26 protein-coding genes are annotated in these 23,135 nt (G+C 58.5%); 9 read left to right on the forward strand and 17 right to left on the reverse strand.

Going from position 1 to position 23,135, the window contains the following annotated elements:
* Positions 1–329: 329 nt before the first annotated feature.
* The 5 genes from F560_RS0104530 to F560_RS22485 form a co-directional block, all read right to left on the reverse strand.
* On the reverse strand, positions 330–1,583 hold the full coding sequence (locus F560_RS0104530; protein WP_019004527.1) for an aspartate kinase: 1,254 nt from the start codon (positions 1,581–1,583) through the stop codon (positions 330–332).
* A gap of 134 nt (positions 1,584–1,717) precedes the next feature.
* Complete coding sequence (efp, locus tag F560_RS0104535) at positions 1,718–2,275, reverse strand: elongation factor P (RefSeq protein ID WP_019004528.1); 558 nt, start codon at positions 2,273–2,275, stop codon at positions 1,718–1,720.
* Between the two features lie 34 nt (positions 2,276–2,309).
* Complete coding sequence (locus tag F560_RS0104540) at positions 2,310–3,383, reverse strand: M24 family metallopeptidase (RefSeq protein ID WP_019004529.1); 1,074 nt, start codon at positions 3,381–3,383, stop codon at positions 2,310–2,312.
* Between the two features lie 22 nt (positions 3,384–3,405).
* Positions 3,406–3,849 (reverse strand): type II 3-dehydroquinate dehydratase, encoded by a 444-nt coding sequence (gene aroQ, locus F560_RS0104545; protein ID WP_019004530.1) that lies wholly within the window; start codon positions 3,847–3,849, stop codon positions 3,406–3,408.
* Between the two features lie 112 nt (positions 3,850–3,961).
* Positions 3,962–4,546: a YqhR family membrane protein gene (locus F560_RS22485; protein WP_019004531.1), complete on the reverse strand. Its 585-nt coding sequence runs from the start codon at positions 4,544–4,546 to the stop codon at positions 3,962–3,964.
* A 215-nt stretch (positions 4,547–4,761) separates the two neighbouring features.
* Between F560_RS22485 and F560_RS0104555 the strand changes: the two genes are divergently transcribed.
* Both F560_RS0104555 and F560_RS0104560 read left to right on the forward strand, forming a co-directional pair.
* Positions 4,762–5,646 carry a DUF1385 domain-containing protein gene (locus F560_RS0104555; RefSeq protein WP_051088297.1) on the forward strand — a complete coding sequence of 295 codons (885 nt, stop codon included), beginning with the start codon at positions 4,762–4,764 and terminating at the stop codon, positions 5,644–5,646.
* A 64-nt stretch (positions 5,647–5,710) separates the two neighbouring features.
* Positions 5,711–6,037 (forward strand): hypothetical protein, encoded by a 327-nt coding sequence (locus F560_RS0104560; protein ID WP_019004533.1) that lies wholly within the window; start codon positions 5,711–5,713, stop codon positions 6,035–6,037.
* Between the two features lie 50 nt (positions 6,038–6,087).
* Here F560_RS0104560 and F560_RS0104565 read toward each other — a convergent pair whose 3' ends face one another.
* Complete coding sequence (locus tag F560_RS0104565; RefSeq protein ID WP_019004534.1) at positions 6,088–7,077, reverse strand: patatin-like phospholipase family protein; 990 nt, start codon at positions 7,075–7,077, stop codon at positions 6,088–6,090.
* Positions 7,078–7,238: 161 nt separating this feature from the next.
* Complete coding sequence (mntR, locus tag F560_RS0104570; protein WP_026298091.1) at positions 7,239–7,661, reverse strand: transcriptional regulator MntR; 423 nt, start codon at positions 7,659–7,661, stop codon at positions 7,239–7,241.
* 153 nt (positions 7,662–7,814) lie between these two features.
* Here mntR and splB point away from each other — a divergent pair, with 153 nt between their 5' ends.
* Complete coding sequence (splB, locus tag F560_RS0104575; RefSeq protein WP_019004536.1) at positions 7,815–8,885, forward strand: spore photoproduct lyase; 1,071 nt, start codon at positions 7,815–7,817, stop codon at positions 8,883–8,885.
* A gap of 5 nt (positions 8,886–8,890) precedes the next feature.
* On the opposite strand, the gene F560_RS0104580 is transcribed toward splB, so the two are convergent.
* From F560_RS0104580 to yidD, 6 genes are all read right to left on the reverse strand, one after another.
* Positions 8,891–9,601: a cytochrome c biogenesis CcdA family protein gene (locus F560_RS0104580; protein ID WP_019004537.1), complete on the reverse strand. Its 711-nt coding sequence runs from the start codon at positions 9,599–9,601 to the stop codon at positions 8,891–8,893.
* A 30-nt stretch (positions 9,602–9,631) separates the two neighbouring features.
* Positions 9,632–10,432 (reverse strand): metal ABC transporter permease, encoded by an 801-nt coding sequence (locus F560_RS0104585; RefSeq protein ID WP_019004538.1) that lies wholly within the window; start codon positions 10,430–10,432, stop codon positions 9,632–9,634.
* Positions 10,433–10,435: 3 nt separating this feature from the next.
* Positions 10,436–11,206: a metal ABC transporter ATP-binding protein gene (locus F560_RS0104590; protein ID WP_019004539.1), complete on the reverse strand. Its 771-nt coding sequence runs from the start codon at positions 11,204–11,206 to the stop codon at positions 10,436–10,438.
* 12 nt (positions 11,207–11,218) lie between these two features.
* Complete coding sequence (locus F560_RS0104595; protein WP_019004540.1) at positions 11,219–12,157, reverse strand: metal ABC transporter substrate-binding protein; 939 nt, start codon at positions 12,155–12,157, stop codon at positions 11,219–11,221.
* A 47-nt stretch (positions 12,158–12,204) separates the two neighbouring features.
* Positions 12,205–14,244, reverse strand: a complete 2,040-nt coding sequence (gene metG / locus F560_RS0104600) for a methionine--tRNA ligase (protein ID WP_019004541.1) — start codon at positions 14,242–14,244, stop codon at positions 12,205–12,207.
* Between the two features lie 427 nt (positions 14,245–14,671).
* Positions 14,672–14,929 carry a membrane protein insertion efficiency factor YidD gene (gene yidD, locus F560_RS0104605; protein WP_051088296.1) on the reverse strand — a complete coding sequence of 86 codons (258 nt, stop codon included), beginning with the start codon at positions 14,927–14,929 and terminating at the stop codon, positions 14,672–14,674.
* 171 nt (positions 14,930–15,100) lie between these two features.
* Between yidD and F560_RS0104610 the strand changes: the two genes are divergently transcribed.
* On the forward strand, positions 15,101–15,967 hold the full coding sequence (locus F560_RS0104610) for a YitT family protein (RefSeq protein ID WP_019004543.1): 867 nt from the start codon (positions 15,101–15,103) through the stop codon (positions 15,965–15,967).
* A gap of 67 nt (positions 15,968–16,034) precedes the next feature.
* Here the strand turns inward: F560_RS0104610 and F560_RS22490 are convergent, their stop codons facing one another.
* The 3 genes from F560_RS22490 to F560_RS0104630 form a co-directional block, all read right to left on the reverse strand.
* Complete coding sequence (locus F560_RS22490) at positions 16,035–17,969, reverse strand: stalk domain-containing protein (RefSeq protein WP_019004544.1); 1,935 nt, start codon at positions 17,967–17,969, stop codon at positions 16,035–16,037.
* 284 nt (positions 17,970–18,253) lie between these two features.
* Complete coding sequence (locus tag F560_RS0104625) at positions 18,254–18,454, reverse strand: hypothetical protein (protein WP_019004546.1); 201 nt, start codon at positions 18,452–18,454, stop codon at positions 18,254–18,256.
* 80 nt (positions 18,455–18,534) lie between these two features.
* A complete protein-coding gene (locus tag F560_RS0104630; protein ID WP_019004547.1) occupies positions 18,535–19,008 on the reverse strand; it encodes a hypothetical protein in 474 nt (157 codons plus the stop codon).
* A gap of 141 nt (positions 19,009–19,149) precedes the next feature.
* Between F560_RS0104630 and F560_RS22495 the strand changes: the two genes are divergently transcribed.
* From F560_RS22495 to F560_RS0104655, 5 genes are all read left to right on the forward strand, one after another.
* A complete protein-coding gene (locus tag F560_RS22495; protein ID WP_019004548.1) occupies positions 19,150–19,386 on the forward strand; it encodes a spore germination protein in 237 nt (78 codons plus the stop codon).
* Positions 19,386–19,601: a spore germination protein GerPB gene (locus F560_RS0104640; RefSeq protein WP_026298092.1), complete on the forward strand. Its 216-nt coding sequence runs from the start codon at positions 19,386–19,388 to the stop codon at positions 19,599–19,601. Before F560_RS22495 ends, F560_RS0104640 begins: the two co-directional genes overlap by 1 nt.
* 63 nt (positions 19,602–19,664) lie before the next feature.
* Positions 19,665–20,303, forward strand: coding sequence for a spore germination protein GerPC (gene gerPC, locus F560_RS0104645; protein WP_019004550.1), 639 nt, complete (start codon positions 19,665–19,667; stop codon positions 20,301–20,303).
* Positions 20,300–20,506: a hypothetical protein gene (locus F560_RS0104650; RefSeq protein ID WP_019004551.1), complete on the forward strand. Its 207-nt coding sequence runs from the start codon at positions 20,300–20,302 to the stop codon at positions 20,504–20,506. The genes gerPC and F560_RS0104650 overlap by 4 nt, the downstream gene beginning before the upstream one ends.
* Positions 20,503–20,916: a spore germination protein GerPE gene (locus tag F560_RS0104655; protein WP_019004552.1), complete on the forward strand. Its 414-nt coding sequence runs from the start codon at positions 20,503–20,505 to the stop codon at positions 20,914–20,916. Before F560_RS0104650 ends, F560_RS0104655 begins: the two co-directional genes overlap by 4 nt.
* 322 nt (positions 20,917–21,238) lie before the next feature.
* Here the strand turns inward: F560_RS0104655 and F560_RS0104665 are convergent, their stop codons facing one another.
* Positions 21,239–22,894: a PucR family transcriptional regulator gene (locus F560_RS0104665; protein WP_019004554.1), complete on the reverse strand. Its 1,656-nt coding sequence runs from the start codon at positions 22,892–22,894 to the stop codon at positions 21,239–21,241.
* Between the last annotated feature and the right edge of the window lie 241 nt (positions 22,895–23,135).

The following is a 23,135-nucleotide window of genomic DNA, read 5'->3' on the forward strand; positions in this document are numbered from 1 at the left end:
CTCCCCAGATAAGAACGTCATCTGTCTGCCCGCGACCACCCAAGTCTACAGGACTAGCCCTTGGCGGCTTTGGATTTCGTTGTGTTTTGGCAACTCATCCGACTAACCCTGCCTCCAATTGGGTTCGTGTACCTTGGCCCGTGCATTTGCCTCCGGCTTCCTTCAGATTCCGCCTCACGACGGACACCCTTGCCCTTGGCTACGGTAGGCGCTCGCCAGCCCCCGCTCGGGACTTTCACCCTAAAGATGACGTCCATGCTGGGCGTACAAACAAACCCGCCCCGGGAAATCCCATTTCCCCGAAGGCGGGTTATGAACGGACGATTCGGTTAGCGGCGTTCCTGCGGGCCGCCGACGAAGGCGGTTTCGGTCGTGTCCAGACCGTATGCGGTATGGAGCGCGCGCACCACGTCGTTAAGCGCATCCGCGGCAATCACGCACGAGCATTTGATTTCCGACGTGCTTACCATCTTGATGCTGACGCCAAGGCCGGCGATGACCTCGAACATTTTGGCGGCTACGCCGGGGTTGGATACCATGCCTGCGCCCACGATGGACACTTTGACAAGCCCGTCCTCGTAAGCCGCTTCGCGGTAGGGCACCTTGCTGCGGACGTTCTCGATGACGGCCATTGCCCGCGCGCGGTCGGCGGTCGAAACCGAAAAGGCAAAGTCGGCCTTGCCGTCCTGCACGCCGCTTTGAACAATGATGTCCACGTCGATGCCCTCGGACGCAAGCGCCCCGAATACGTTGGCCAGCACGCCGGGGACGTCTTCCACTCCCATAATGCTGACCCGCGTAATGTTTTTGTCAAATGCGATGCCGCTCACGACGACTCCTTGCTCCATTGCCGCTTCCTCCTTCACCAACGTGCCTTCATTCTGCGTAAAGCTGGACCTGACGACCAGGTTCACCTTGTAGTGCTTCGCGTATTCCACGGCGCGGGGGTGAAGCACCGCAGCCCCCAGATGCGCCAATTCCAGCATCTCGTCGTACGAAATCGCGTCGAGCTTACGGGCGCACTTGACGACGCGCGGATCGGTCGAGTATACGCCGTCCACGTCGGTATAAATTTCGCACACGTCCGCCTTCAATGCGGCCGCAAGCGCAACGGCGGTCGTATCGGACCCGCCGCGGCCAAGCGTCGTAATTTCCCCGTCCTCGGTCAAGCCCTGGAACCCGGCGACGATGGCGATTTCGCCTTGGTCCAGCGCTTCGTGAATACGGTCCGGCTTGATGTCCAGAATCCGGGCCTTGCCGTGGACGGCTTCCGTCACGAAGCCGGCTTGCCAGCCCGTAAAGGATTTGGCCGAATGTCCGAGTTTATGAATAGCCATCGCCAGCAGCGCAACGGAAATTTGCTCGCCGGTTGTCAGCAGCATATCCATCTCGCGCGCGGGAGGCGAATCGTTCAATTCCTTCGATTTGTCAATCAAATCGTCCGTCGTGTCCCCCATGGCGGAAACGACGGCGACAACGCGATGGCCCTGCAGCTTTTTGTCCACGATCCGCTGCGCCACGCGCTGCATTCTCTCCGTCGTTCCGACGGAGCTGCCGCCGAATTTCATTACGATTAACGACAACGCGCCTCCACTCCTCACCAAATCATCAGTTGCATACAGCATTATATTATAGCATAAGATCAAATGCCCATAAATGAAAACATCCTTGCTCCGCCGCACCGTGTGCAAAGGAGCAAGGATGAAATCCGGGAATGTTACGCCCGGGAGATGTATTTGCCTTCGCGGGTATCGATCAGCAGCACATCGCCTTCGTTGATGAAGAGAGGCACCTGAACGTTCAGCCCGGTTTCGAGCTTGGCGTTCTTCGTCGCGCCGGTAGCGGTGTTGCCTTTGATGCCGGGTTCGGTTTCGACAACCTTAAGCTCCACGCTGTTCGGCAGCGTAATGCCGATCATTTCGCCTTGGTAGCTGGCGATATTGACGGTCATGTTCTCCTTCAGGAAATTGAGCTCCCATTCCAGCTGCTTCTTGTCGAGGGTGAATTGGTCGAACGTTTCGTTGTCCATGAACGTATATTCGCTGCCCGAGTTGTACAGGTATTGGACGGCGCGGTTTTCGACATGCGCGCGGGCGACGGTTTCGCCTGCGCGGAACGTTTTTTCAATGATGTTGCCGTTGCGCAGATTTTTGAGTTTGGAGCGGACAAAAGCCGCGCCTTTGCCAGGCTTGACGTGCTGGAAGTCGAGAACGGTGCACAGCTCGCCATCCACTTCGATCGTCAGGCCGGTTTTGAAATCGTTAACCGAAATCACTGTAAAAATTCCCTCCTGTGGAAACGTAGTCCCCTTAGTCCAGAACGATAAGTTCCTTCGGGGAATGAGTAAGTATTTTAATCCCGGCGTCGGTCAACACGATATCGTCTTCGATTCGCACGCCCCCGAAGCCCGGCAAATAAATGCCGGGTTCGACGGTAACGACCATACCAGGGGTTAAAACCGTATCGTCCGTCCGGGACAGGCGCGGAGCCTCATGGATCTCCATGCCGAGCCCGTGGCCCGTTCCGTGGCCGAAATGATCACCATAACCATACCGCGTGATGATATCTCTCGTCAAGGCGTCCCCTTCCTTTCCGGTCAGGCCCGGACGGAGATGCTCAAGCGCGTAAAGCTGGGCTTCGAGCACGATGTCGTAAATTTCCTTGTGCTTGGGGGAAGGACGTCCAACCACAACGGTGCGCGTAATGTCGGAGCAGTACCCTTTGTAGTAAGCCCCGAAATCCAAGGTGACGAATTCGCCGCTGCCGATTTTGCGCTCGCCGGCCACTCCGTGCGGCAAAGCCGAGCGTTCTCCGGAAGCGACAATCGTATCGAAAGATGAGGAGGTCGCTCCCTCTTTGCGCATAAAATATTCGAGCTCCAGCGCGATGGACGCCTCCGTCACGCCCGGCTTGATAAACGGCAGAATGTGCGCGAACGCCCGGTCGGCAAGGTCGGCCGCCTCCTGCATGACGGCGATCTCCTGCTCGTCCTTGACGATCCGAAGCCGCTCCACGATCGCGCCGGCCGCGACCAATTCGACGGGCCGCAGCTTTTCTTTCATCGCCTCATATGCCGCAAAGGTGACATCCCGGTCTTCAAACAGCAGCCTGGATACGCCCCATTGGCGAAGCAGTTCCGCAACCGACTCGTTCACGTCCGGCCCGTGCTCCACGATCTCGAATCCGGCCGCCTGCTGTCCGGCTTGAATCCGGTAACGGAAATCGGTCAGCAGCACCGCCTTGTCTTCCGTAACGAGCACGGCGCCGGAAGTGCCCGTAAACCCGCTTAGATACCGGCGGTTTACGGCGTTCGTCACCAGCAGCGCCTGTTCGTTTCGCTCCTTGAGCAAGGAGCGAAGTTTGGCAACCCGCGAATTCGGCATTCCAATTCCCCCTGTCATCCGTTTAATGGGCGATCCCCAAATGCCGGCAGAGCGCGAGCAGTCCGAGCTCGTAGCCGTATGCCCCGAATCCGGCAATCTGCCCGATCGCCACCGGGGCCGTCACCGACACGTGCCGGAACGCTTCCCGCTTATGAATGTTCGACAAATGCACCTCCACAACCGGGAGACCGACCGCGGCCAATCCGTCTCGCAGCGCGTAGCTCGTATGCGTTAGAGCGCCCGGATTGATCAGGATGCCGTCGTGCTTGCCGTAAGCGGCATGGATTTCATCCAACAGCGCGCCCTCGTGGTTCGATTGGAAAAATTGCAGATGGACGCCAAGCCGCCCGGCCAGCGAACGAAGCGACGCTTCGATCTCCTGAAGCGTTTCCGAACCGTATACGCCGGGCTCGCGAATTCCGAGCATGTTGAGATTGGGGCCGTTCAAAACCAAAATGCTGGGCATATCCGTTCTCCTCCGACTCCTAAAAACTCCGGTCGGCCGATCAATCCCGGTCGGCGCCGGCCCAAATTCACTCGCTTATTTTACCATAAGCGGAGGAGAAACGGCCAGCCGTTTATGAAACGGCCGGCTTGGCGCCGGAACCGTTTTGTCCGGAACGGTCCGGCTCCCGGGCATAATCGTCGTGGTATTCGAACGCAATGCTGTAGCCGATGAACAGCCCCCACATCACATAGAGGCAAAGCTCGGTAATCAGGCTTTTCCAGCCGATGGACCACGCCGGTAGAACCGCTCCGCTCGGCGGGCCGACGACCAAAAAAATCAGGGCCCACCATGCCGCCCCGAAAAACAGGCCCGGCAACGGTCCCTTCAGCTTGCCCAGAAGCGCCCAGTAGACGAAACCTGCCGCAACCGACATCAAAATGAACAGCAGCAGACCGATAAAATGCCAGAACCCGCTGCCCAGTTCGGCCCTGCGAATCCAAGGATCGGCCAGAAACGCCTGCGGCACGTCGGTGAACTTGAGCCCGACCGCAAACCAGCGGACAAGCCCCCAGATGATGCCGGCGAAAAGTCCGATCCAGAGCGAATAAGCCGCCGGATGCATCGAGCGGTACGGCTGAGCGGATTGGCCTTCCGCCTGCCGGTCCGGATTGCCGTTTCCGTTGCGCTTTTGCGCCTGTTGCGAATCGTTGGCCATTTTTCTTGCCTCCTGAACGTTTTCCCATAGTATGGTCACGGGAAGGGCATTGTAACCGGCGCGACGGCGGCATACGTTGCCTGTGGCATTGATGCGGGTTATCCTGTAAAATAAAATAGCGGTTATTTGTACTTATCGATCATTCAAAGAAGGTGAATGGCTTGGCAAAGCAGCCCTTTACGGCATACGGGGGACAGGCTGTTATCGAAGGCGTCATGTTTGCAGGCAGAAACGTGAACGTAACGGCCGTCCGGCGCAAAAATCAGGAAATCGCTTTTTACGAAGTACCGAGAGGATCTACGCCGAATATCGTAAAGTGGCTCAAAAAAATTCCGTTTGTCCGCGGGGTTGTCGGCCTTATCGAATCCGCCGCCAAAGGCTCCCAGCATTTGAACTTTTCCGCCGAGGCTTATGCGGAAGACGAAGCGTCGCCCGAGGAAGCCGCCAAGGGAAAGGAAAAATGGAGCCTTTCGATGATTTTGGGCGTCGCCGTCGTCGGCGTGCTTTCGTTTGTCTTCGGCAAGCTTATTTTCACCTCGGTGCCGGCGTTTCTGGAAAGCCTGCTGTTCGAATGGGCTTTCGACAATAAGGTGCTGCACAACCTTCTCGAGGGCGTCATCAAGATCGCGCTTCTGCTCTTTTATTTGTGGATGATCGCCAAGACGCCGCTCATCAAGCGCCTGTTCCAATATCACGGCGCCGAGCACAAGGTGATCAGCGCCTATGAAGCCGGACTCGAGCTGACCATAGAAAACGTGCAAAAACAAAGCCGTCTCCATTACCGGTGCGGCAGCAGCTTTATTATTTTTACCGTCATCGTCGGCGTCGTCATTTATTCCTTCCCGATTTTCAATTGGGATACGATCTGGGAACGCATCTGGATCCGCATCGTCCTGCTTCCGGTCGTGCTCGGCGTTTCTTACGAGGTGCTGAAAGTGACCAACGCGCTGCGGAACGTGCCGGTTCTGCGTTACCTCGGCTACCCCGGCCTGTGGCTTCAACTGCTCACGACCAAAGAGCCGACCGACGATCAGGTCGCGGTTTCCATCGCTTCTTTCAACCGTATGAGAGAGTTGGAACGCCAATATAATCCTGTATAAAAGGTGCGCGCATGCACGGTGCGGCGACACCCGGCCAAGATACCAAAATACGAGGAGTGATCGCATGCGCAGACTTTACCGTCCATGGCATTACCTGATTCTGGTCCTGCTTGTCATCGGGCTTATGGATTCCATCTTGAACGGAATCAGCACCGGCAGGCTGCTCATTCCGCTCGTTCTGGTCGCCGTCGTGTTTCTGCTCTACAAGTTCCCGCCGAATCGCTGGAGATCCAAATCTTCCGAAGCGGCGCGCTTCCGTGAAGCCGCTATCAAAAGCCAGCGGCGCCATCCGCCCCGCCAGACGGGCAAGTCCAAGCGCAAGTCGTTTCCGTTCAAGGTCATCGAAGGCAGCAAAAACCGCGATGACGAACCGAGACCTCCTTATCACTGAAACAGACGAAAGCCCCGGCTTCACTGAGCTGAGCCGGGGCTTTCGTCTGCTTAATTATTGCCCGAGAAGTTCACCTGCGGTCCGTTCGGCTTGCGGTTCACCGTGCCGGTCTTATGGTCCCAGTGCCTGAAGAACTGCTGTCCCGCCGTCAGTCCGGACAAATAGAGCTTTTCGCTGTCTTCGGCCGAAAGGTGGAAATCGGTCGTTCTTACGCCCATCGCCGGAATCTTGATCGTCCTTATCCGGTTGTGCTTTTCGATATAGCGCTCGTCATGCGCGCCCAGCATCGTTTCGAACATGGCTTGAAGCATCGAGAGGGGGCCTCCGATCTTTCTCGGCCTGGCTTCGGTCCGCCCGACAAGTTGAAAGCCGATGACCGGCACGCTGGACGTCCCTTCCGGCTCCCGGTCAAACAGCCACAGGGGAAAATTGCTGAGCAGCCCGCCGTCGACGACGTAAACGTTGCGGACAAACACCCGTCTTTTTTTGCGCTTGCCGCCGGATGCGTCGGACAGACGCTGCGGAATCGCAACCGGATCGAAAAAAAAGGGGATGCTCGTGCTCATGCGAACCGCGCGGGCCACCCCGAAACGGTCGGGGGCGATTCCGTAGGAGGCAATATCGTCAGGCAGCACCATCAGTTTGCCGTTCGTAATATCGGAAGCGATAATTCTGAGCTTGCCTTTCTCCAGATCGCCGAACGTCGCGACGCCCTTCAACCGGAGCAGGCGGTCGATCCATTCTTCCAGCGCGTCCCCCGAATACAGCCCTTTCTTGAGCATCAGACGCGCCGCCGGACCGAACGGCTTCAGGTTGAAAATCGGCGACCGCTTCATAAAGGAGGAAAACGGTGCCGATTCGATCAGCAGCTTGATCTCCGGCGCCGTATATCCGGTAGCCAACAGCGAAGCGATAATGCTGCCCGAGGATGTTCCCGCGACATGGTGAAAGCGGATGCCGTTCAGTTCCGCCGCACGCACGGCTCCCACGAGCGAGATCCCTTTCACGCCTCCCCCTTCGAAAACGCCGTTGACCTTCATCCGTTTCCCCCCATCGCATGCTTTCGATGAACAGCTTATGCGGGGATGGGCGCAAAAGAACTGCCCGTTTTCTGCGGTCGCGGCGTTTTGCGTCAAAAGGAGGCCGACCGCCGGGCAATCGCGGCGCAAAGCAAAAGCGCGCCAATATGGCGCGCTTTTGCCTACTCGTTATCCAGTTCCTCGCGAATGCGCCTTAATTCGGCAATGCGCATTTCGTCACGGCGAAAATATTCGACCAGCGTCTCTATGCAAGTAATCGAATCCCAGCTTAAATGGTGTTCGATCCCTTCGACATCCCGGTAAATATTCTCCTCCTGCACTCCGATCGTCTGTAGGAACGACTCCAGAAGATGATGGCGATCTACCAGCCGCTTGCCTATCTTTTTGCCCTTGCTCGTCAGGACGAGGCCGCGATACTTTTCGTAAATCAGGTAGTTGTCCTTGTCCAGCTTCTGGATCATCTTCGTCACCGATGAAGGATGCACGTCCAATCCTTCGGCAATGTCCGAAACCCGCGCGTATCCTTTCTCGTCGATCAACCGGTAGATGCGCTCCAGATAATCCTCCATGCTTGGGGTCGGCACCGCGTTATCCCCTTTCCCGACGTTTTGCTCTTAAGTATCATACAACGGAGCGGGGGCCAGGGGCAAGCTTTAACGGAAAGAATACCGCATGCGGCGTATCGAAGTCCGCCGGCCGATGCACACTTTGAATACGCAGACAGGAGGCGATCGTTCATGGACACGGACATCAAGGCTTCTTCCCCCCGAGCCGTTCGGGAAACAGCGCTTTTCGTGCCGGAGCTTGTCTATTTCGAGCCTGCGGCGCTCGATTATCCGAAAGGACTGCGGATTCTGAACTGGGTTCGGGAGCGGGGCCTGCCGTACCGGATGACCTCCTCCCACAATCGGATCACCGGCCTGCCCGGCGAAACGGAGCTGGAGCAGTACAAAATCGCAAAGCGCACGCTTGTCGTCGGCGTAAGAAAAACGCTGAAATTCGATACGTCCAAGCCATCGGCGGAATACGCGCTCCCGCTGTCCACCGGCTGCATGGGCCACTGCCATTATTGTTACCTGCAAACGACGCTGGGCGCCAAGCCCTATGTCCGGGTATACGTCAACATCGAGGAGATTTTGGAGGCGGCCCGGCGTTATATCGAAGAACGCAAACCCGACATCACGCGGTTTGAAGCGGCTTGCACATCCGATCCGGTCGGTCTGGAGCACCTGACCGGATCGCTGGGCGACGCCATCGCCTTTATGGCGGACCAGCCGCTTGGCCGGTTGCGCTTCGTCACCAAGTACCATCACGTAGATCCGCTGCTCGGCCTCAGGCACAACGGGCACACGCGAATCCGCTTCAGCGTCAATGCGGAATATGTCATCCGGCATTTCGAACCGGCGACCTCCCGGTTCGAGGAGCGGATCAAGGCCGCCGGCCGCATCGCCCGTGCCGGTTATCCGCTCGGGTTCATCATCGCCCCGATTATTTGGCATGACGGCTGGCAGCAAGGCTATGCGGAGCTGCTGGAACGGCTCGCGGCCGAGCTTCCGCCCGAGGCGGAAGAGCATCTGACATTCGAACTCATTCAGCACCGTTTTACCAAAACGGCCAAAGCCACGATCGAGAAACGGTATCCGAAGACGAAGCTGGAAATGGACGAAGCGGTCCGGAAAAAGAAATGGGGCCGTTGGGGGCAGCACAAATATGTGTATCCCGACGAAAAGGCGGAAGCGCTGCGCGAATTCATCACCGAGCGGATCTTCGCCGCGTTTCCGTCAGCCAGGATCGAATATTTTACGTAACGCGATCAAAACTTCAGCCATTCCGGCGTAATGCTGTTCAGCCAGATCGTAATATACGTCATCCGGTCGGTAAAGAGCAGCACGCCCATCACGATCATCAGCGCGCCGCCGATTTTCATCAGCCGTGCGGAATAGCGCAAAATCCACTTGGTCGAACCGATGAAAAAGGCCAGCACAAAAAACGGCACCCCGAAGCCGAGCGAGTAGGCCGCCGTCATCTGCAGCCACGTTCCCGGCTGGCTGCCGGCCAGAAGCAAAATCGACGACAGGATCGGACCGACGCATGGCGACCATCCGGCCGAAAAGCCGATGCCGAAAATAAACGAGCCCACATAACCCGCCGGCCGCCAGCTTACATCCAGCTTCCGTTCCTTGAGCAGCAGCTGCGGCTGAAAAATGCCCATCAGGAACAAACCCATCAGAATGATCAGGATGGCGGAAATTTGCCGGATCAGATCCTGATATTCGCGAAAGGCGGCGGCAAACGCATTGGCCGTATAGCTTAACGTGAAGAAAACGAGCGAGAAGCCCAGAATAAAAAAGAACGTATGCGCCATCGTTTTCATCCGGACTTCCCGGCTCGAGTCCGTTTTCAACTGCGTCACGGAAATGCCGGTAATGTACGACAGGTACGAAGGATAGAGCGGCAGACAGCACGGAGATATAAACGAAGCGAGTCCCCCCATGAACGCAATCCCGATATTCAGTTCATTCAAGCCGATCTCTCCTTTCCCCTGGGGCTTGCGCTACACCCTGATTTTACGCGCGGCCAGCGACAGGAGCAGCGCCGCGATCATCACAAGCACGATGGTCCCGCCGGGCGCCTGGCTCCATATTCCCGCGATCCACAAACCGGCGATGACGGAAACCTCCCCGACGATGACAACGAGCGCAATCGCTTGGCGGAAGCTCTTGGCCAAAGCCAGGCTGCAGGCGGCCGGAATCGTCAGCAAGGCCGAAACGAGCAGCGCCCCGACGATCTTGATGGAGACGCTGATGACAAGAGCGGCAAGGACGCTGATCAGAACGTTGAAATAGCGAACGGGAAGCCCGCTGACCGCAGCCGCTTCTTCCTCGAAAGTCAGCAGGAACAGTTCCTTCTTGAGCAGCAGGGCCGCGGCCAGAACAACCGCCGTCACGGCGGCGATGACGATGAGATCGGTTCCGTCGAGCGTATAGATGCTCCCGAACAGGTACGAGCTGACGTTCATGTTGTAGCCTCTGCCGACGGTGAACAGAATCGAGGCGAGCGCGATGCCCCCCGACATGATGATGGCGATGGACAGCTCCGCGAACGTCCGGTAGGTCCTGCGTAGCGCTTCGATCGCAAACGAGGCGGCAATTGCGAACGCAAGCCCGACCGCGACCGGATAGACGTTGATGAGAAAGCCGAGCGCCACCCCGGCAATGCTGACGTGCGAGAGCGTATCCCCGATCATCGCCAGCCTTCTTAATACGAGAAACAACCCCATAAGCGGGGCCGTCACCGCGATGAGCGCGCCGCCGATCAGCGCGCGCTGGAAAAATTCCGCCGTCAAAAGTTCCAAGCCTCATGTACCTTCCTTCCGCAAGGTGTGCAGCAGATCCGTCTCCACGCAGTCCTCGAGATCGTGCGAATGCCGGACGTAAAAGGACAGCTTCCCGGAAACTTGCTTCGGCTCCTGTCCCAAATACGAACGGACCATCTCCATATCGTGGGATACCATCAGAAACGTCATGTTATGGCGTTGGTGCATGTGCCGGAGCAAATGAAAAAAGTTTTGCTGGGTCTCGGCGTCGATGCCCACCATCGGTTCGTCCAGGATCAGCAGCTTCGGATTGTTGATGAGCGCCCGCGCCAGAAAGACGCGCTGCTGCTGTCCCCCCGACAGAGCGCCGATGCGCTTGTCCGCCAGCTCGCCGATGTGCAGCGTGTCCATGGCGTCCTCGGCCCGCAGCGCGTCCGCCTTGGACAGGCGCTTCAGCAGCTTGCCCCGGCCGTACAGCCCGGACAGCACCACCTCCCGCACCGTCGCGGGAAACAGCGGGTTGAATTGTTTGCGCTGCGGCACATAGCCGATCAGATGCCAATCCTTGAACGACTTGGCGGGCGTTCCGAACAGGCGGATTTGGCCGCGGTCGGGCTTCAGCAGGCCGACGATCATTCGCAGCAGCGTCGTCTTGCCCGCGCCGTTCGCCCCGATCAGGCCGACAAAATCGCGTTCGCGCGCCGTAAAGGAGAGATTCTCGATCACCTGCTGCGATCCGAACGCGTACGAAACCTGTTCGAGCGCCACGATCTCCCGGTGGCAGGAATCCGCCCGGGCCGGTATGCCGGACATAAGAACCCCCTCCTATTGCAGTGCCTTCCGCAAATTTTGCAAATTGCGTTCCATCAGCGACAAATAATCTTCGCCGGCCTTCTCCTGCTCGGGAGTCAAGCCCTCAAGCGGATTGAGCACCATCGTTTCGGCCCCGGTTTCCTTGGCAAGCGTCTCCGCGAGCCGGTCGCTCACCAGCTCCTCAAAGAAGATGACCTTGACATCATGCTCTTTGACGAATTTGGAAATGTCGAGCAGGTCCTGCGCGCTCGGCTCGGCTTCCGGGGACAGGCCCATAATGGCAATCTGATTCAAACGATAATCGCGGGCCAGGTAGCCGAACGCCTCATGCGATACGACGATATCCCGTTTGGTCAAATTCGCCAGCCCCGTTTCGTACTTCCGGTCCAGCTCTTCCAGCCTGTCCGCCAGGGAAGCGTAATGCTCGTCATAGGCCGCCCGGTTCGCCGGATCGGCCTCGACAAACGCCGCATGAATATTGCGCGCCATCACGATCGCGGACTTCGGACTTACCCATGTATGGGGATCGACGTCCAAACCGTCGTGGGCGTGGCCGTGATCGCCGCCGCCATGGTCGTCCGAGTGCCCTGCAATCAGCTCGATGCCCTTGCTGGCTTCCACCGTCTTCAGCGTTTTTCCGGAGCCCGCGCCTTTGAGAAAATCGTCCGCCCAGCCTTCCAATCCGGCGCCGTTATAGAGAAACAACTGCGCCTTCGAAGCGGTGACCAGGTCTTTGCTTTTCGGCGTCCATTCGTGCGGCTCCACCCCCGCGGGGATCAGATTTACGACGTGGGCCTTTGTGCCGCCGATTTCCTTGGCCAAATAATAAAGAGGGTAAAACGTCGTCACGACGTTCAATTTGCCCTCCGCCAGCGATTGCTTGCCGCTGCCGCAGCCGGCCAAGGCAAGCGCCAGAGCCGTCAGCAGCAGCGGGTATATCCGTTTTCTCATGCCCGAACTTCTCCAGTCTGTCGATTCTTGTTCCGTCAAGGCGTCCGTTACTTGACGACGGCCCCGTTCGGCATGCCGTCCGGAACGGTAACCAGCTCGAGACGGTCGCCTTCCGAGGCGGCGAGAATCATGCCGTGCGACCATTCTCCCCGCAGCTTGACCGCCTTCAGGTTGGTCACGCAGACCACCTTCCGCCCGACAAGCTCCTCCGGCTTGTAGTGCTTGGCAATGCCGGAGACGACCTGACGCGTCTCAAAGCCCAGATCGAGCTGCAGCTTGAGCAGCTTGTCGGCCTTCGGCACCGGTTCGCAGGCCAAAACCTGCGCCACCCGCAGCTCGATTTTGGCAAAATCGTCGATCGAAATTTCATCCTTGCGGATTACCGCCGCCCCGGAAGCTTGCGGCGCATCCGCGGCCTTCGACTCTCCCGCTTCGGAACGGGCCCCGGCGGCGGCGGAACCTTGCAGTCCGCCTTTATTCGCTTCCGCGATCCAGGCGATTTCCTCTTCCATATCAAGCCTCGGGAACAGCGGCTCGCCTTTGGCGATGCGCGTACCGGCCGGGATGCGCCTGAACGTGCGCAGACTGTCCCACGAAGTGGCGTCGCCCTCGGCCAGGCCGAGCTGCGCCCACATTTTGCGCGGCGTATGGGTAAGGAACGGCTGCAAGAGAATGGAGACGATTCTCAGGCTTTCCGCCAGATGCCCCATCACCGATGCGAGCTGGGGCCGCTGCGCCTCGTCCTTCGCGAGCGCCCACGGCTGCGTTTCGTCGATATATTTGTTCGTCCGTCCGATGAGCCCCCAGATGGCCGTAAGCGCAACGGAAAACTCCATGTTGTCCATCGCCTCTTCGACCTTGCTCACCGTCTCGGCCGCCGTCCGCTCCAGCTCGCCGTCAAACGCCGTCGCCCCGCTCTCGTAGTCCGGCACGACTCCGCCGAAATATTTCTCGATCATGGCTACCGTGCGGTTGAGCAGGTTGCCCAGGTCGTTCGCCAGATCGTAATTGATCCGCTCGATGAAGTTGTCCGGCGTAAACGTGCCGTCCGCGCCGAACGGGACTTCGCGCAGCAAGTAATAGCGAAGCGCGTCGAGGCCGTAGCGGTCGATCAGCGTCACCGGATCGACGACGTTGCCCTTGGATTTGGACATTTTGCCGTCCTTCATCAGCAGCCAGCCGTGCGCGAACACTTTTTTCGGCAGCGGCAGGCCGAGCGCCATCAGCATGATCGGCCAGTAAATCGTATGGAACCGCACGATCTCCTTCCCGACCAGATGGACGTCCGCCGGCCAGAATTTCCGGTACAGCTCGTCTTGGTCCGTGCCGTAGCCCAAAGCCGTGATATAGTTGGACAAGGCGTCGATCCAGACGTAAATGACATGCTTCGGATCGCCGGGAACCGGGATGCCCCAGTCGAACGTCGTCCGCGAAACCGCCAAGTCTTCCAGCCCCGGCTTGATGAAGTTGTTGATCATTTCGTTGCGGCGCGACTCCGGCTGGATAAAGTCCGGATTTTCTTCATAGAAGGCCAGCAGGCGGTCGACATACTTGCTCATCCGGAAGAAATAGCACTCTTCCTTGACCAGCTCAACCGGGTGTCCGCTGTCCGGGCTTTTGGCCGCGACGATTTCGCCCCGCTCGTTCCGTTCGATGTCCACCAGCTGCGATTCCGTATAATACGTCTCGTCCGGAATGCTGTACCAGCCCTCGTATTCGCCCTTGTAGATGTCCCCCTGTCGAAGCAGCCGGTCGAAGATGTCCTGAACGACCTTCTTGTGCCGGGGCTCCGTCGTGCGGATAAAGTCGTCGTTGGAGATTTCCAGCTTGCGCCACAACTCTTTAATGCCCGCGACGATTTCGTCGACGAACTGCTGGGGCGTCTTGCCGGCTTCGGCCGCCTTCCGCTGGATCTTCTGGCCGTGCTCGTCGGTCCCGGTCAAATACCGCACCTCGTAGCCGCGCAGCCGCTTGTACCGGGCCATCGCATCGCCGGCGACGGTCGTGTAGGCGTGGCCGATATGCAGCTTGTCGCTCGGATAATAAATCGGAGTCGTAATGTAAAACGTCTTTTTCACTTCGGACATTCGGAATCAGCTCCTTTAACGGTTTTGTCCATACGGGCGTTCCGCCCTTTTCCCCAAAACGCAAAAAACCCCCGTCCTCATGGGACGGGAGCAGGCGCTCACGTGGTACCACCCAATTTCCCCCGGAATCCAACGCATCCAGGGCTCATTCCTGCCGAACGGCCGGCAATCCGATAACGCCGGAATGCGTCGCTCCCTTGCAACGGGCGGCTTGCTCCCGCTGCTCGAAAGCGATTCCTCCAGGACCATCTTCCGAAGGCGGCGCGCACCGGTTTCCAGCTCCCCCGGCTCTCTGTGGCAGCCCGCTTTTTCGTACTTATCCCTTCGACGGAAATATGCAATATTTGCTGTTGGCCTCAATATACCGGACCGGGCGGTTGAATGTCAAGCCGCGTGCCGGACAGGGCGCACGAATGCAGGAGACGCTCTATCGCAAGGGCGTGCGGGCTTTCTTCTTCGCCGGGCACTTCTTGGGAGGAACGGGATCGATGCCGCCCGGATGAAAGGGATGGCATTTGCATATCCGCCTGACGGCCAGCCACGTCCCTTTGACGGCCCCGTGCGTTTCCAGCGCTTCGAGCGCATAGGCGGAGCAGGTCGGATAAAACCGGCAGGTGGGCGGTTTCAGCGGCGAAATGAATTTGCGGTAAAACACGATCGGAGCCTGCATAGCCCGGCGTATCATTCGATCCCGACCTCTCTTGTCCGTAAATGAATTCCCGTCTGCTCTTATCTTGAAGGATTCGCATGCGCAAAGTCAATCCGCTCCGTTCGGCAGGAAAAAGAGGTATAAGCCCGGACGAATTGACAAACACTCCCGTACGTAACGGACAGTCTGACAAGGGAGTGATGAAACATGCCCAGACAGCACCGTAAACGGACCAAGCTCGCCCACGTCCTCAAGTTCGTCTTTTTGACGGCGGGAGCCGCCGCGATGGGCGTCGCGCTCGAATTGTTTCTGGTCCCGAATCAGATGATCGACGGCGGCATCACCGGCATTTCCATCATCCTTGCCAAGCTTACGGGACTGCCGCTCGGCATCTTCCTGTTTTTCATCAACCTGCCGTTTCTGCTGCTCGGCTTCAAGCAGATCGGCCGGACCTTCGCCTTTTCGACCTTGTACGGAATCGCCGTTCTGTCCGTCACGACTTCGCTGCTGCACCCGGTCCCCGCCTTCACCAGCGAGAAGCTGCTCGCCCTCTCCTTCGGCGGCGTTCTGCTCGGAGCGGGCGTCGGCCTCGTCCTGCGCTTCGGCGGCTCGCTCGACGGCACGGAAATCGTCGCGATTATCGTCTCGAAAAAAAGACGCCTGTCCGTCGGCCAAATCATCATGTTCATCAACCTGTTTATTTTCTTGGCGGCGGGATTCGTCTTCGGCTGGGATTCCGCCATGTATTCCGTGTTTACCTATTATCTGGCCACCAAAGTGATGGACATCGTGATCGAAGGGTTGAACGAATCCAAATCCGTCACCATTTTGTCGAGCGAGCACGAGGACATTTCCGACGCGATCAACGAACGGCTGGGCCGCGGAACGACGCTGATTTACGCCAAAGGCGGATACTCGAAAGAAGACACCTTGATGGTGTTCTGCGTCGTTACCCGTCTTGAGCTTGCCAAGCTGCGTTCGATCGTCCAGGAAATCGATCCCGGAGCGTTCATCGCCATCGAGCCGGTTTACGAGGTGCTGGGCGGCAACTTTCAAAAGAAAAGCATTCATTGACCCGAACCCGGCTCCAAACGGCAAGGAACCTGCCCGGTCGATCCGGGCAGGTTCCCCTTTCTGGCTATTATTCCATCGGGATAAAGAGCAAATTCATCGGCAAATAGGAACCGAGAGCGGTTATGAACGAGATTTCGACGATTTCGTCATACGGTCCCGTCCGGTACAGGACGGCCACTTCGTTCGGATTTTTCAGCATGCTGTTGTTGGCTACGATGACGTCGGTGCCGTTGATCTGGAAGGCGCCCGAATATTCGCCGCCGCGCCCGTTGGCCAAGATCAGCGTATTGGCCTTCACCTTGACGACCGTGTGGTACACGACCCCGTAGTTGCCCCAGTTGTTTTCATAAACGCCGTTCAGCATGTCGCGTCCGTCGAGCGACGGATCGTGGTTGTTGTCGCCAAACAGAATGCGCTGCGGCTCGGTTCCGAGCACCGTCGAGATTTGGAAATCGCGGTCGGCCCCCTGGAACGTGCCGCGGATATGCTTGGCGTCGCGCGTGATGATGCCGAGCGTCGGGAGCGCCTCCAGCGGATTGCGGTCCTGCTTGACGGCGAACAGCGTGAATTTGACCGTGGACGAGGCGCTCAGATCGGCGTAAGCCGAATAGGTCTGACCGGGCTTGAGCGGCATGCTGCCGAGCTCGGCCAGCACCAGCTTCGTCTCGCCGGGAGCGAGCGTCAGCGAAGAAGATTCGCCGAGCTTCGCGGAATCCAGATACCGGATGGCCGCCTGCTTGCCCGTCCAGGAACCGTAAACGTCCGGTCCCGCTTTGCCGAACGCTCCGGTATTGACCGTTACGGGATAGTCGTTTTCGTTGGTCGCGGCCAAATAGATGCTAAGCCGGTCCGGGCTTTTGTTCATATGGTAGAGGAACAGGCGGAAATCGCCGTTCATTTCGTCGCGGTACAAAATCCCTTCCCGGGTCAGCTCTTCCGGGCTGTTGGAGGCGATCAGCGAGCGGTCGGATACCGTGAACGTGTACGGCACCGTCGCCATTTTCAGCACGCTCGAACCGTCGATCGAATACTTGTCGCCCAGCGGCGTAAACCGCTGGTTGAATTGCTCCTCGGTATACATCACTTCGTCGGTAACGGTAATCGTCTTGACGTCCTGGGAGGTCAGCCCGTGCTGGTCCGTCACCCAGAGGGAGATCGTCTTTTCTCCCGGCGTGAAAAAGGCCGGCTTGTTGTTGTCCCAGACGGTTTCCGTAATCGCGTTCTCGTCGTCCGAGGACAGATCGATATATTTGATCGGCTCGCCGATTTTGTAAACCTGCTTATCCGTCTGGAAGGACGCGATCGGCGGCTGGTTCTCCGGACGGACGGTAATGGTGACCGAATACGGTGCGCTCCAATTGCCTTCGGCGTCCCGGACGGATCGGGTGATCGTGTAGACCCCCGGCTCCGTAAAGATCGTTTGGTTGCCTTCCCAATACTCTTCGACGATGTTTTGGGGATTGGCCGACTCGCTGATGTAGGTCACCGTCGTTTGATTGGCGTAAATGACATCGGGGGTTACCCGGAAGTTGGCCGTCGGCGCCGTGCTCCAGGACAGCGTAATCTGGCCTTTGGCCGCCGTCAGCGTCGAGCCGGTGGCGTTCGCCCACGCCCGAACGGGAATCATCGTCGAGCCGTTGCTCACATACGGCTTGCCGGCGGCGCTTTTGGACTCTCCGTTCATTTTGTACACGGTCGAACCCGCCTTGAAGCGGATTTCGGTATTCCCCAGCTTGGCAACCGATTCCTTCGCCGCCGCGTCGTAGCTGACCTTGTAGCCGTAACGCGCCGCCAACGCGCTGAAGGCCGCATACGTCACGCCCGCCTTGATCACCGTGGGCTGCGCGGCCGTATATGTAACTCCGTTATAGGATATGTTCGCTTTGCCCGTATAAAGAATGAGCGTATTGCCTCCGGCCTGTGGGCCCTCCGCTCCGGCAATTGATATGGAAGCCAGGAATAAGGACAAGGACATGAGCAAAACAAGCCATTTTTTCTTCATATTCCGCAAAATCTCCTTTTGTTCGATTCGATAAAGTAGGACGAAAGGTGCAGCGACGAAATGCGCGATTGCTGGCAACTGATCATGTAGACGAGCGAATCGGCCAAAAGTTGCGCTTTTGACGGAATAAAGGTTTCGGACCCCCGAAGATGCAGATCGCGCCATGGCTTGGGGAGACCGTCCGAAGCGGCTTTTTTGCCCATGCCAAAGAAGCCTTCCGGCCGTAAGCCGGAAAGCTCCGGAAGGTTCCCTGCTTGCCGCGCGCCGATAACGGGAAGCCGAAGCTACGAGAACCAGCGCTCCACCACGAACACCATGACGGCAAAGGCCAGAACGGACCCCAACAGGTACAGGCCGCCCTGCCGTTTGCGCTGCTGAAACAACCTCAGGATTCCGAGACTGAGCAGGGAACCGATCAGCAAAATAAACAAAACCCCCGTGATGAACAATCCGCTCGATACGTAGGATACGTCCGTAACGCCCACTTGAGCTATCCTCCCTTGTACGACGATCGCCGCCCGCGCCGGTTGCGGAAATCAAGCGACATTAACCTGATTATAACGGTTCATTCGCGGAGGAACAATTCCACTTCGTCGCGCTGCGCAGGACGCCTGCGGAAACGGACGAGCATGCGCTCCCCTTTCAGCTCCGCCTTCCCCGACCGCGGCAGGACGAGAACCGGCAGCTTGACCGTCTGGCTGCGGTCGTTCGGCAGCCCGGTCAGTTTGATCCGGTCCGGCGTGGCGAACACCCGCAGCTCCTTGATCGGCACGCCGGGAGGCAGCCACAACGATACGTTCACATATTTGTCGCTTTTGGAGATGTCGATGCGCAGCGGCTTGTGGCTTGCGGTTTCTGCGCTCGGCTGCTTCGCGTCCGGCTTCACGCTGTTCATTAACTTTTGGATAAAATCGTTCAGCCACGTGTCGTTCTTCGCCTTGTCCCATTGTTCGACCAGCTCCCACGGCAGTTCTTTGCCCAGCCATTTTTTGATTTCTTTGAAATCCGGAAGCGGACCGCTGTCAAAAAACGAACTCATGATTTGTCCTCCCCAAAACAGAGCTTCTAGTCAGCATATGCCGTTCCCGTTTTGCTTGTTCCTTCGCGCCGGCGGGATGAACCTCTGGGCTATCGCCTTCATACAATGGAGCAGGATGCCTGCGAAGGAGTCGTTGCGCCAATGCCGTCCATCGTCGGAGCTGTCAAAATATTGAGCGTCGGCTCGGGAGCGATCGTACAGTTCGGGGACACGTTGCAAAACAACCCGAGGAGCACTTCCAAAACGTACGCTGGCGCCGGATCGTTCGTAACCGGCGATTTGTCCCGGACGAACAACGCCGTCAGCGCCACCAACACGAATGACCCGGATGTCAAAGATTCTTCCAATAGCACAGTCGGAAACAGTGGTGTCGTATGATCCAGTGGAATATTCACCAGCAAATCACCATTCAGCAGCTCCGCGTAGACGCCGTGACGAACTCGTCCGTTCTCCAAATCGGCAGCGCGGGAAGCATCCAATCGCTTTCCCAGCTCTACAACACCGGAGGGTTTGCCGGGCCTGCGCCCCCCTTGACCGAAGCGGCCGGGGAAATGCCGGAGGTTACGTTCGTTCCGCTGCCCAATCCGACCTAGGCCGCCGGTCCGCGCGCTGCAAGCCGTAAACGCTAGACAGAAAGGGCAAAGGAGAGTATCTGCATGACGAACTTCTGGTACGGTCCCTCCCCCGCCCAATGGCAGGCGTGCCTGCAGCATATCCGAAGCCTGGAGCAGCAATTGGAGCGGCTTCGCCAGCAGCTGGATTCGCTGCACGGCGAAATCGACGAATTGAAAAAGCGGACGCCGATTCACGTGGAATATCATTTCGATCAGCTTAAAGTGTCCCGGCTCGAAGGCACCCTGAATATCGGCCTCAGCCCCCAGGGCATGCAGCCCCCCGAATCGTTCGAGGTTCCCGCCCCGGGCATGTGGAAGGCGGGGGACGGCGGCCAACAGGACGATGACGCCGATCGGGTTCGGGCCCTGCAGCGGGAAGCCGCAGCCTTTATGGAGAACGAAGCGCCGGCCCTGCTCGTCCGGATGACGGAGGCAAGCGGAACGCCGCTCGACGAAGCGCATCGAAACCTGATCCTGAAGGATATCAAGTCCCAATTAAACGCAAGGGTGCACTATTACGCGAAGACCGTTTCCTATCCCGCGGACGGCGCCGAAGAGGAACGGCAGATATGGGGGAATACGGTAATGGAAAAAACGAAACGCGACGTCGAAAAGGCGATCGCCGCGTATTTGAACGGATTGAAGAAAACGCCCGAAACCAAGGAGGGAGACCGGACATGACGCCGGCGGTGGAATTGAACGTCCGCAACGGGCCGGTCGAGATAGGCTCGATCCGGGTCATCGGCATCACCAGCTCGTCCTCGCTGCTGCTTGGGGATACCGAATCGCTGACGTTGTACTCCTACTTCGACACGCCTCCCGAATCCGTCGTTTTCGGTCCCCTCGTCCCGCTGCCCTTGCTTCCGGAAGAGGAAAGCGAATGATCGAATGCCGCAAGACCGTGGCCGGGACAGCGTTCATCAATACGGTTTCGCATTCGGGCATCGTGCAGTTCGGAGACACGAAGGACGTCTCGTCCCAGGTGAACCGCGTCATCGCCGTGCAGCGGGCCGTTCCGGTTTTCAAAGGCGACGAAACGAGATTCGCCGCGTATGCCCTCTTCTATAAGCCGCTGCTTAGGCCGGTCGGGAAGCCGTCCGCTTCCCTCTCCTCGTCTTCGGACGACGGCACGATCCGCATCGGCGACGTGCGGGTCATCGGCGTTACCGCTTCCTCGATCCTGCGGTTCGGCTGCGGAGGTCCTCATACCGCAGAAGCGAGAATCCTCCACATCCGGCATTTCAACAACCGGATTCCGTTAACCGAAGCATCCGGCGACCGGGACATCCGCTGATTTTCGGGCTTATGTCCGTGAGACCGGTGCAAACGCACAGGATACTGGTTACCTGCCGCATATCCTGTCATTGTGATTCGCCATCACACATCAAATGATGCGGGAGGTTATCGTGATGAGTTATCCGGTTGCAGGCGTAGGTTACGGTGGTCACTGTGGTCACGGTTACGGCGGTTTCGGATCGGCTGCGTTCGTTCTCGTCCTCTTCATATTGCTGGTCATCATCCTTCGCGCAGTTTGGATCTAAGGAAGCGATTTTCTTTTCTTTTCAGCACCGAAAGAAGCCTTGCCGGGCAACTCCGGCAAGGCTGGTTTTGCTTTTTTACCCCATCCCGGAAGGACTCGGCGTGATATGGCACAGCTTGAGCGACAGCTGCAATTGCAGCCGGTCCTCGGGGTCGTCCAGGGAAATGCCCAGGATGTTCTGGATTTTCTCCAGCCGGTAGACGACGGTGTTGTAGTGCGCGTACAGCTTTTCCGAGGTCAGCTTGATGTTGCCGTTGCAGCGGAAGAACATCTCGAGCGTCTCCACCAGCCTGCCTCCGCCGCGCTTGTCGGCTTGCTGGAGCGGAACCGAGAAGCGTTGGAGAAACTGGTCTCTTTCCTCGCCCGAGGGAATCAGGTAAAGCAAAGAATAGACGCCCAGCCTGTCGTACGTCACGATCTCCCCGTCCAGCCCGCATGCTTCCGCCGCTTGCCGGGCCCGCCGCGCCTGCGACAGGCTGGAAGGCAGCAGCTCCGGCCGCTCCGCCGGGCGCCCCGCGAACAGGCGCAAGCCTTCGTCCTGAAGCAGCGGCCGCAATTCGTCCAGCAGCCGATGAAGCGCTCCCGGCTCCGGTACCGGGACGACCAGCACCAGGTCGCCGCCGATCGGCGCCGACAGAACGGCATCCGCCGTCTGCAGGCGTTCGGACCTGATGATGCGCGCCATCTCCCGCAGCTTATCCGGAGCCGGCTCCCGTTCGCTTAAGCCGGCCACAACGGCGCAAAGCGGCGTCTGCTCGGGCAGCGCGCAGCCGCAAACCTCGGCCCGAAGTTTCCAGTCGTGATCGGAAAAGAGCTTGCCGGACAACCAGTCCTGCAAAAACTGATCGACGTATTTCCCTTCAACCGCGCGGACCGCTTCGATATTCGCCAGCTCGAGCCCCGCAAGCTGCGCGAGGCGGTCGACGGTGAGCGCGTCGAGCGGCGAGATGTCGCGGCTGCGTTCGAGCAGCACGAGGCATGCCGGTTTGGTCCCGCGGGCCGGAAGCGGGCTCGCGTAAACCCGGCAGGCGCTTTGCAGCAGCGTGATCCCTCCGCCCGCCGCCTTGCCGGGCTGGCATCTGGCGAGCATCTGCACCATCGGCCAAGACTCGATCGAATCGGCGCTCCGCAGGCTTTCGGACAGCAGCGGCTTATCCTGCTCCCTTACGATCGCCACGGGATTGCCGAGCATCCGCTCCATCGCGTCCAAAAAAGCGAAAAGCCCGCTGCCGTCCAGCAGCAATCGCGTCATCGCCTGCATGCGGCCGTGCAGTTCGTTCAGCTGCACCGATTCCCGGGCCAGCAGCCGCTCCATCACCGAGCGGATCATGTCGGAGAAAGACAGATCCGGGGGCAGCTCGAACAGCGGGAATCCGTGTTTTTCCGCCTCCTCGGCCGCCTCTTTCGGCATCTCCTCCGCCGCCCGATCCTTCCTGACGCCAATCCCGGAAGCCCCTTTCGCCGCCAGTTCGGTTATCAGCAGCCTGAACCGTTCCGGATGCTCGCGCAGCGTCCGGCCGGCCGCAAGAAGAAATTCGCCCGCACGGACCCGCGAGGAGACATCCGCCGTCGCCATCACGCTGATCCGGGTAACCGCGGCATGCAACCCCTTCTCTCCCGCCGCCAATCGCGCCTGCTCAAGCTGCGGCAATTTCAATAGCTCCCTAACGGTAAACGACGCATCATCCGGCCTGCCGCCGGGAGACGGTCCCTTGCGAGATATAGCGGCCATCATGGTCCCTCCTGTGTGCAACGAGTTGAAACGAAAGAAGCCGTCGCACGTGCTCCCCATCGCATCGGGTGTTCATGTTACTAATAATAACATATTTTAGGACAAAAAATTTCATTTTACGTTCCAAGCGTGATATTTTATAACATATTAGCAGGCATATGGGCAAGCCGCTGGAAAATCATGCTGTCTTGCCATGCCTCTCTGCCGGATCGCACAAAAAAATCCCGGCCATCGCCAGGGA

This window comes from Cohnella laeviribosi DSM 21336 (genome assembly GCF_000378425.1).
GTDB lineage: Bacteria > Bacillota > Bacilli > Paenibacillales > Paenibacillaceae > Cohnella > Cohnella laeviribosi.

Bases quoted from the DNA above. Each gene is read 5' to 3' on its own strand.
- F560_RS0104540 (WP_019004529.1), bottom strand. From the start codon at position 3,383: ATGCCGAATTCGCGGGTTGCCAAACTTCGCTCCTTGCTCAAGGAGCGA.
- aroQ (WP_019004530.1), bottom strand. From the start codon at position 3,849: ATGCCCAGCATTTTGGTTTTGAACGGCCCCAATCTCAACATGCTCGGA.
- F560_RS22485 (WP_019004531.1), bottom strand. From the start codon at position 4,546: ATGGCCAACGATTCGCAACAGGCGCAAAAGCGCAACGGAAACGGCAAT.
- F560_RS0104555 (WP_051088297.1), top strand. From the start codon at position 4,762: ATGTTTGCAGGCAGAAACGTGAACGTAACGGCCGTCCGGCGCAAAAAT.
- F560_RS0104560 (WP_019004533.1), top strand. From the start codon at position 5,711: ATGCGCAGACTTTACCGTCCATGGCATTACCTGATTCTGGTCCTGCTT.
- F560_RS0104565 (WP_019004534.1), bottom strand. From the start codon at position 7,077: ATGAAGGTCAACGGCGTTTTCGAAGGGGGAGGCGTGAAAGGGATCTCG.
- splB (WP_019004536.1), top strand. From the start codon at position 7,815: ATGGACACGGACATCAAGGCTTCTTCCCCCCGAGCCGTTCGGGAAACA.
- F560_RS0104590 (WP_019004539.1), bottom strand. From the start codon at position 11,206: ATGTCCGGCATACCGGCCCGGGCGGATTCCTGCCACCGGGAGATCGTG.
- F560_RS0104595 (WP_019004540.1), bottom strand. From the start codon at position 12,157: ATGAGAAAACGGATATACCCGCTGCTGCTGACGGCTCTGGCGCTTGCC.
- metG (WP_019004541.1), bottom strand. From the start codon at position 14,244: ATGTCCGAAGTGAAAAAGACGTTTTACATTACGACTCCGATTTATTAT.
- yidD (WP_051088296.1), bottom strand. From the start codon at position 14,929: ATGATACGCCGGGCTATGCAGGCTCCGATCGTGTTTTACCGCAAATTC.
- F560_RS0104610 (WP_019004543.1), top strand. From the start codon at position 15,101: ATGCCCAGACAGCACCGTAAACGGACCAAGCTCGCCCACGTCCTCAAG.
- F560_RS22490 (WP_019004544.1), bottom strand. From the start codon at position 17,969: ATGAAGAAAAAATGGCTTGTTTTGCTCATGTCCTTGTCCTTATTCCTG.
- F560_RS0104630 (WP_019004547.1), bottom strand. From the start codon at position 19,008: ATGAGTTCGTTTTTTGACAGCGGTCCGCTTCCGGATTTCAAAGAAATC.
- F560_RS22495 (WP_019004548.1), top strand. From the start codon at position 19,150: ATGCCGTCCATCGTCGGAGCTGTCAAAATATTGAGCGTCGGCTCGGGA.
- gerPC (WP_019004550.1), top strand. From the start codon at position 19,665: ATGACGAACTTCTGGTACGGTCCCTCCCCCGCCCAATGGCAGGCGTGC.
- F560_RS0104650 (WP_019004551.1), top strand. From the start codon at position 20,300: ATGACGCCGGCGGTGGAATTGAACGTCCGCAACGGGCCGGTCGAGATA.
- F560_RS0104655 (WP_019004552.1), top strand. From the start codon at position 20,503: ATGATCGAATGCCGCAAGACCGTGGCCGGGACAGCGTTCATCAATACG.
- F560_RS0104665 (WP_019004554.1), bottom strand. From the start codon at position 22,894: ATGGCCGCTATATCTCGCAAGGGACCGTCTCCCGGCGGCAGGCCGGAT.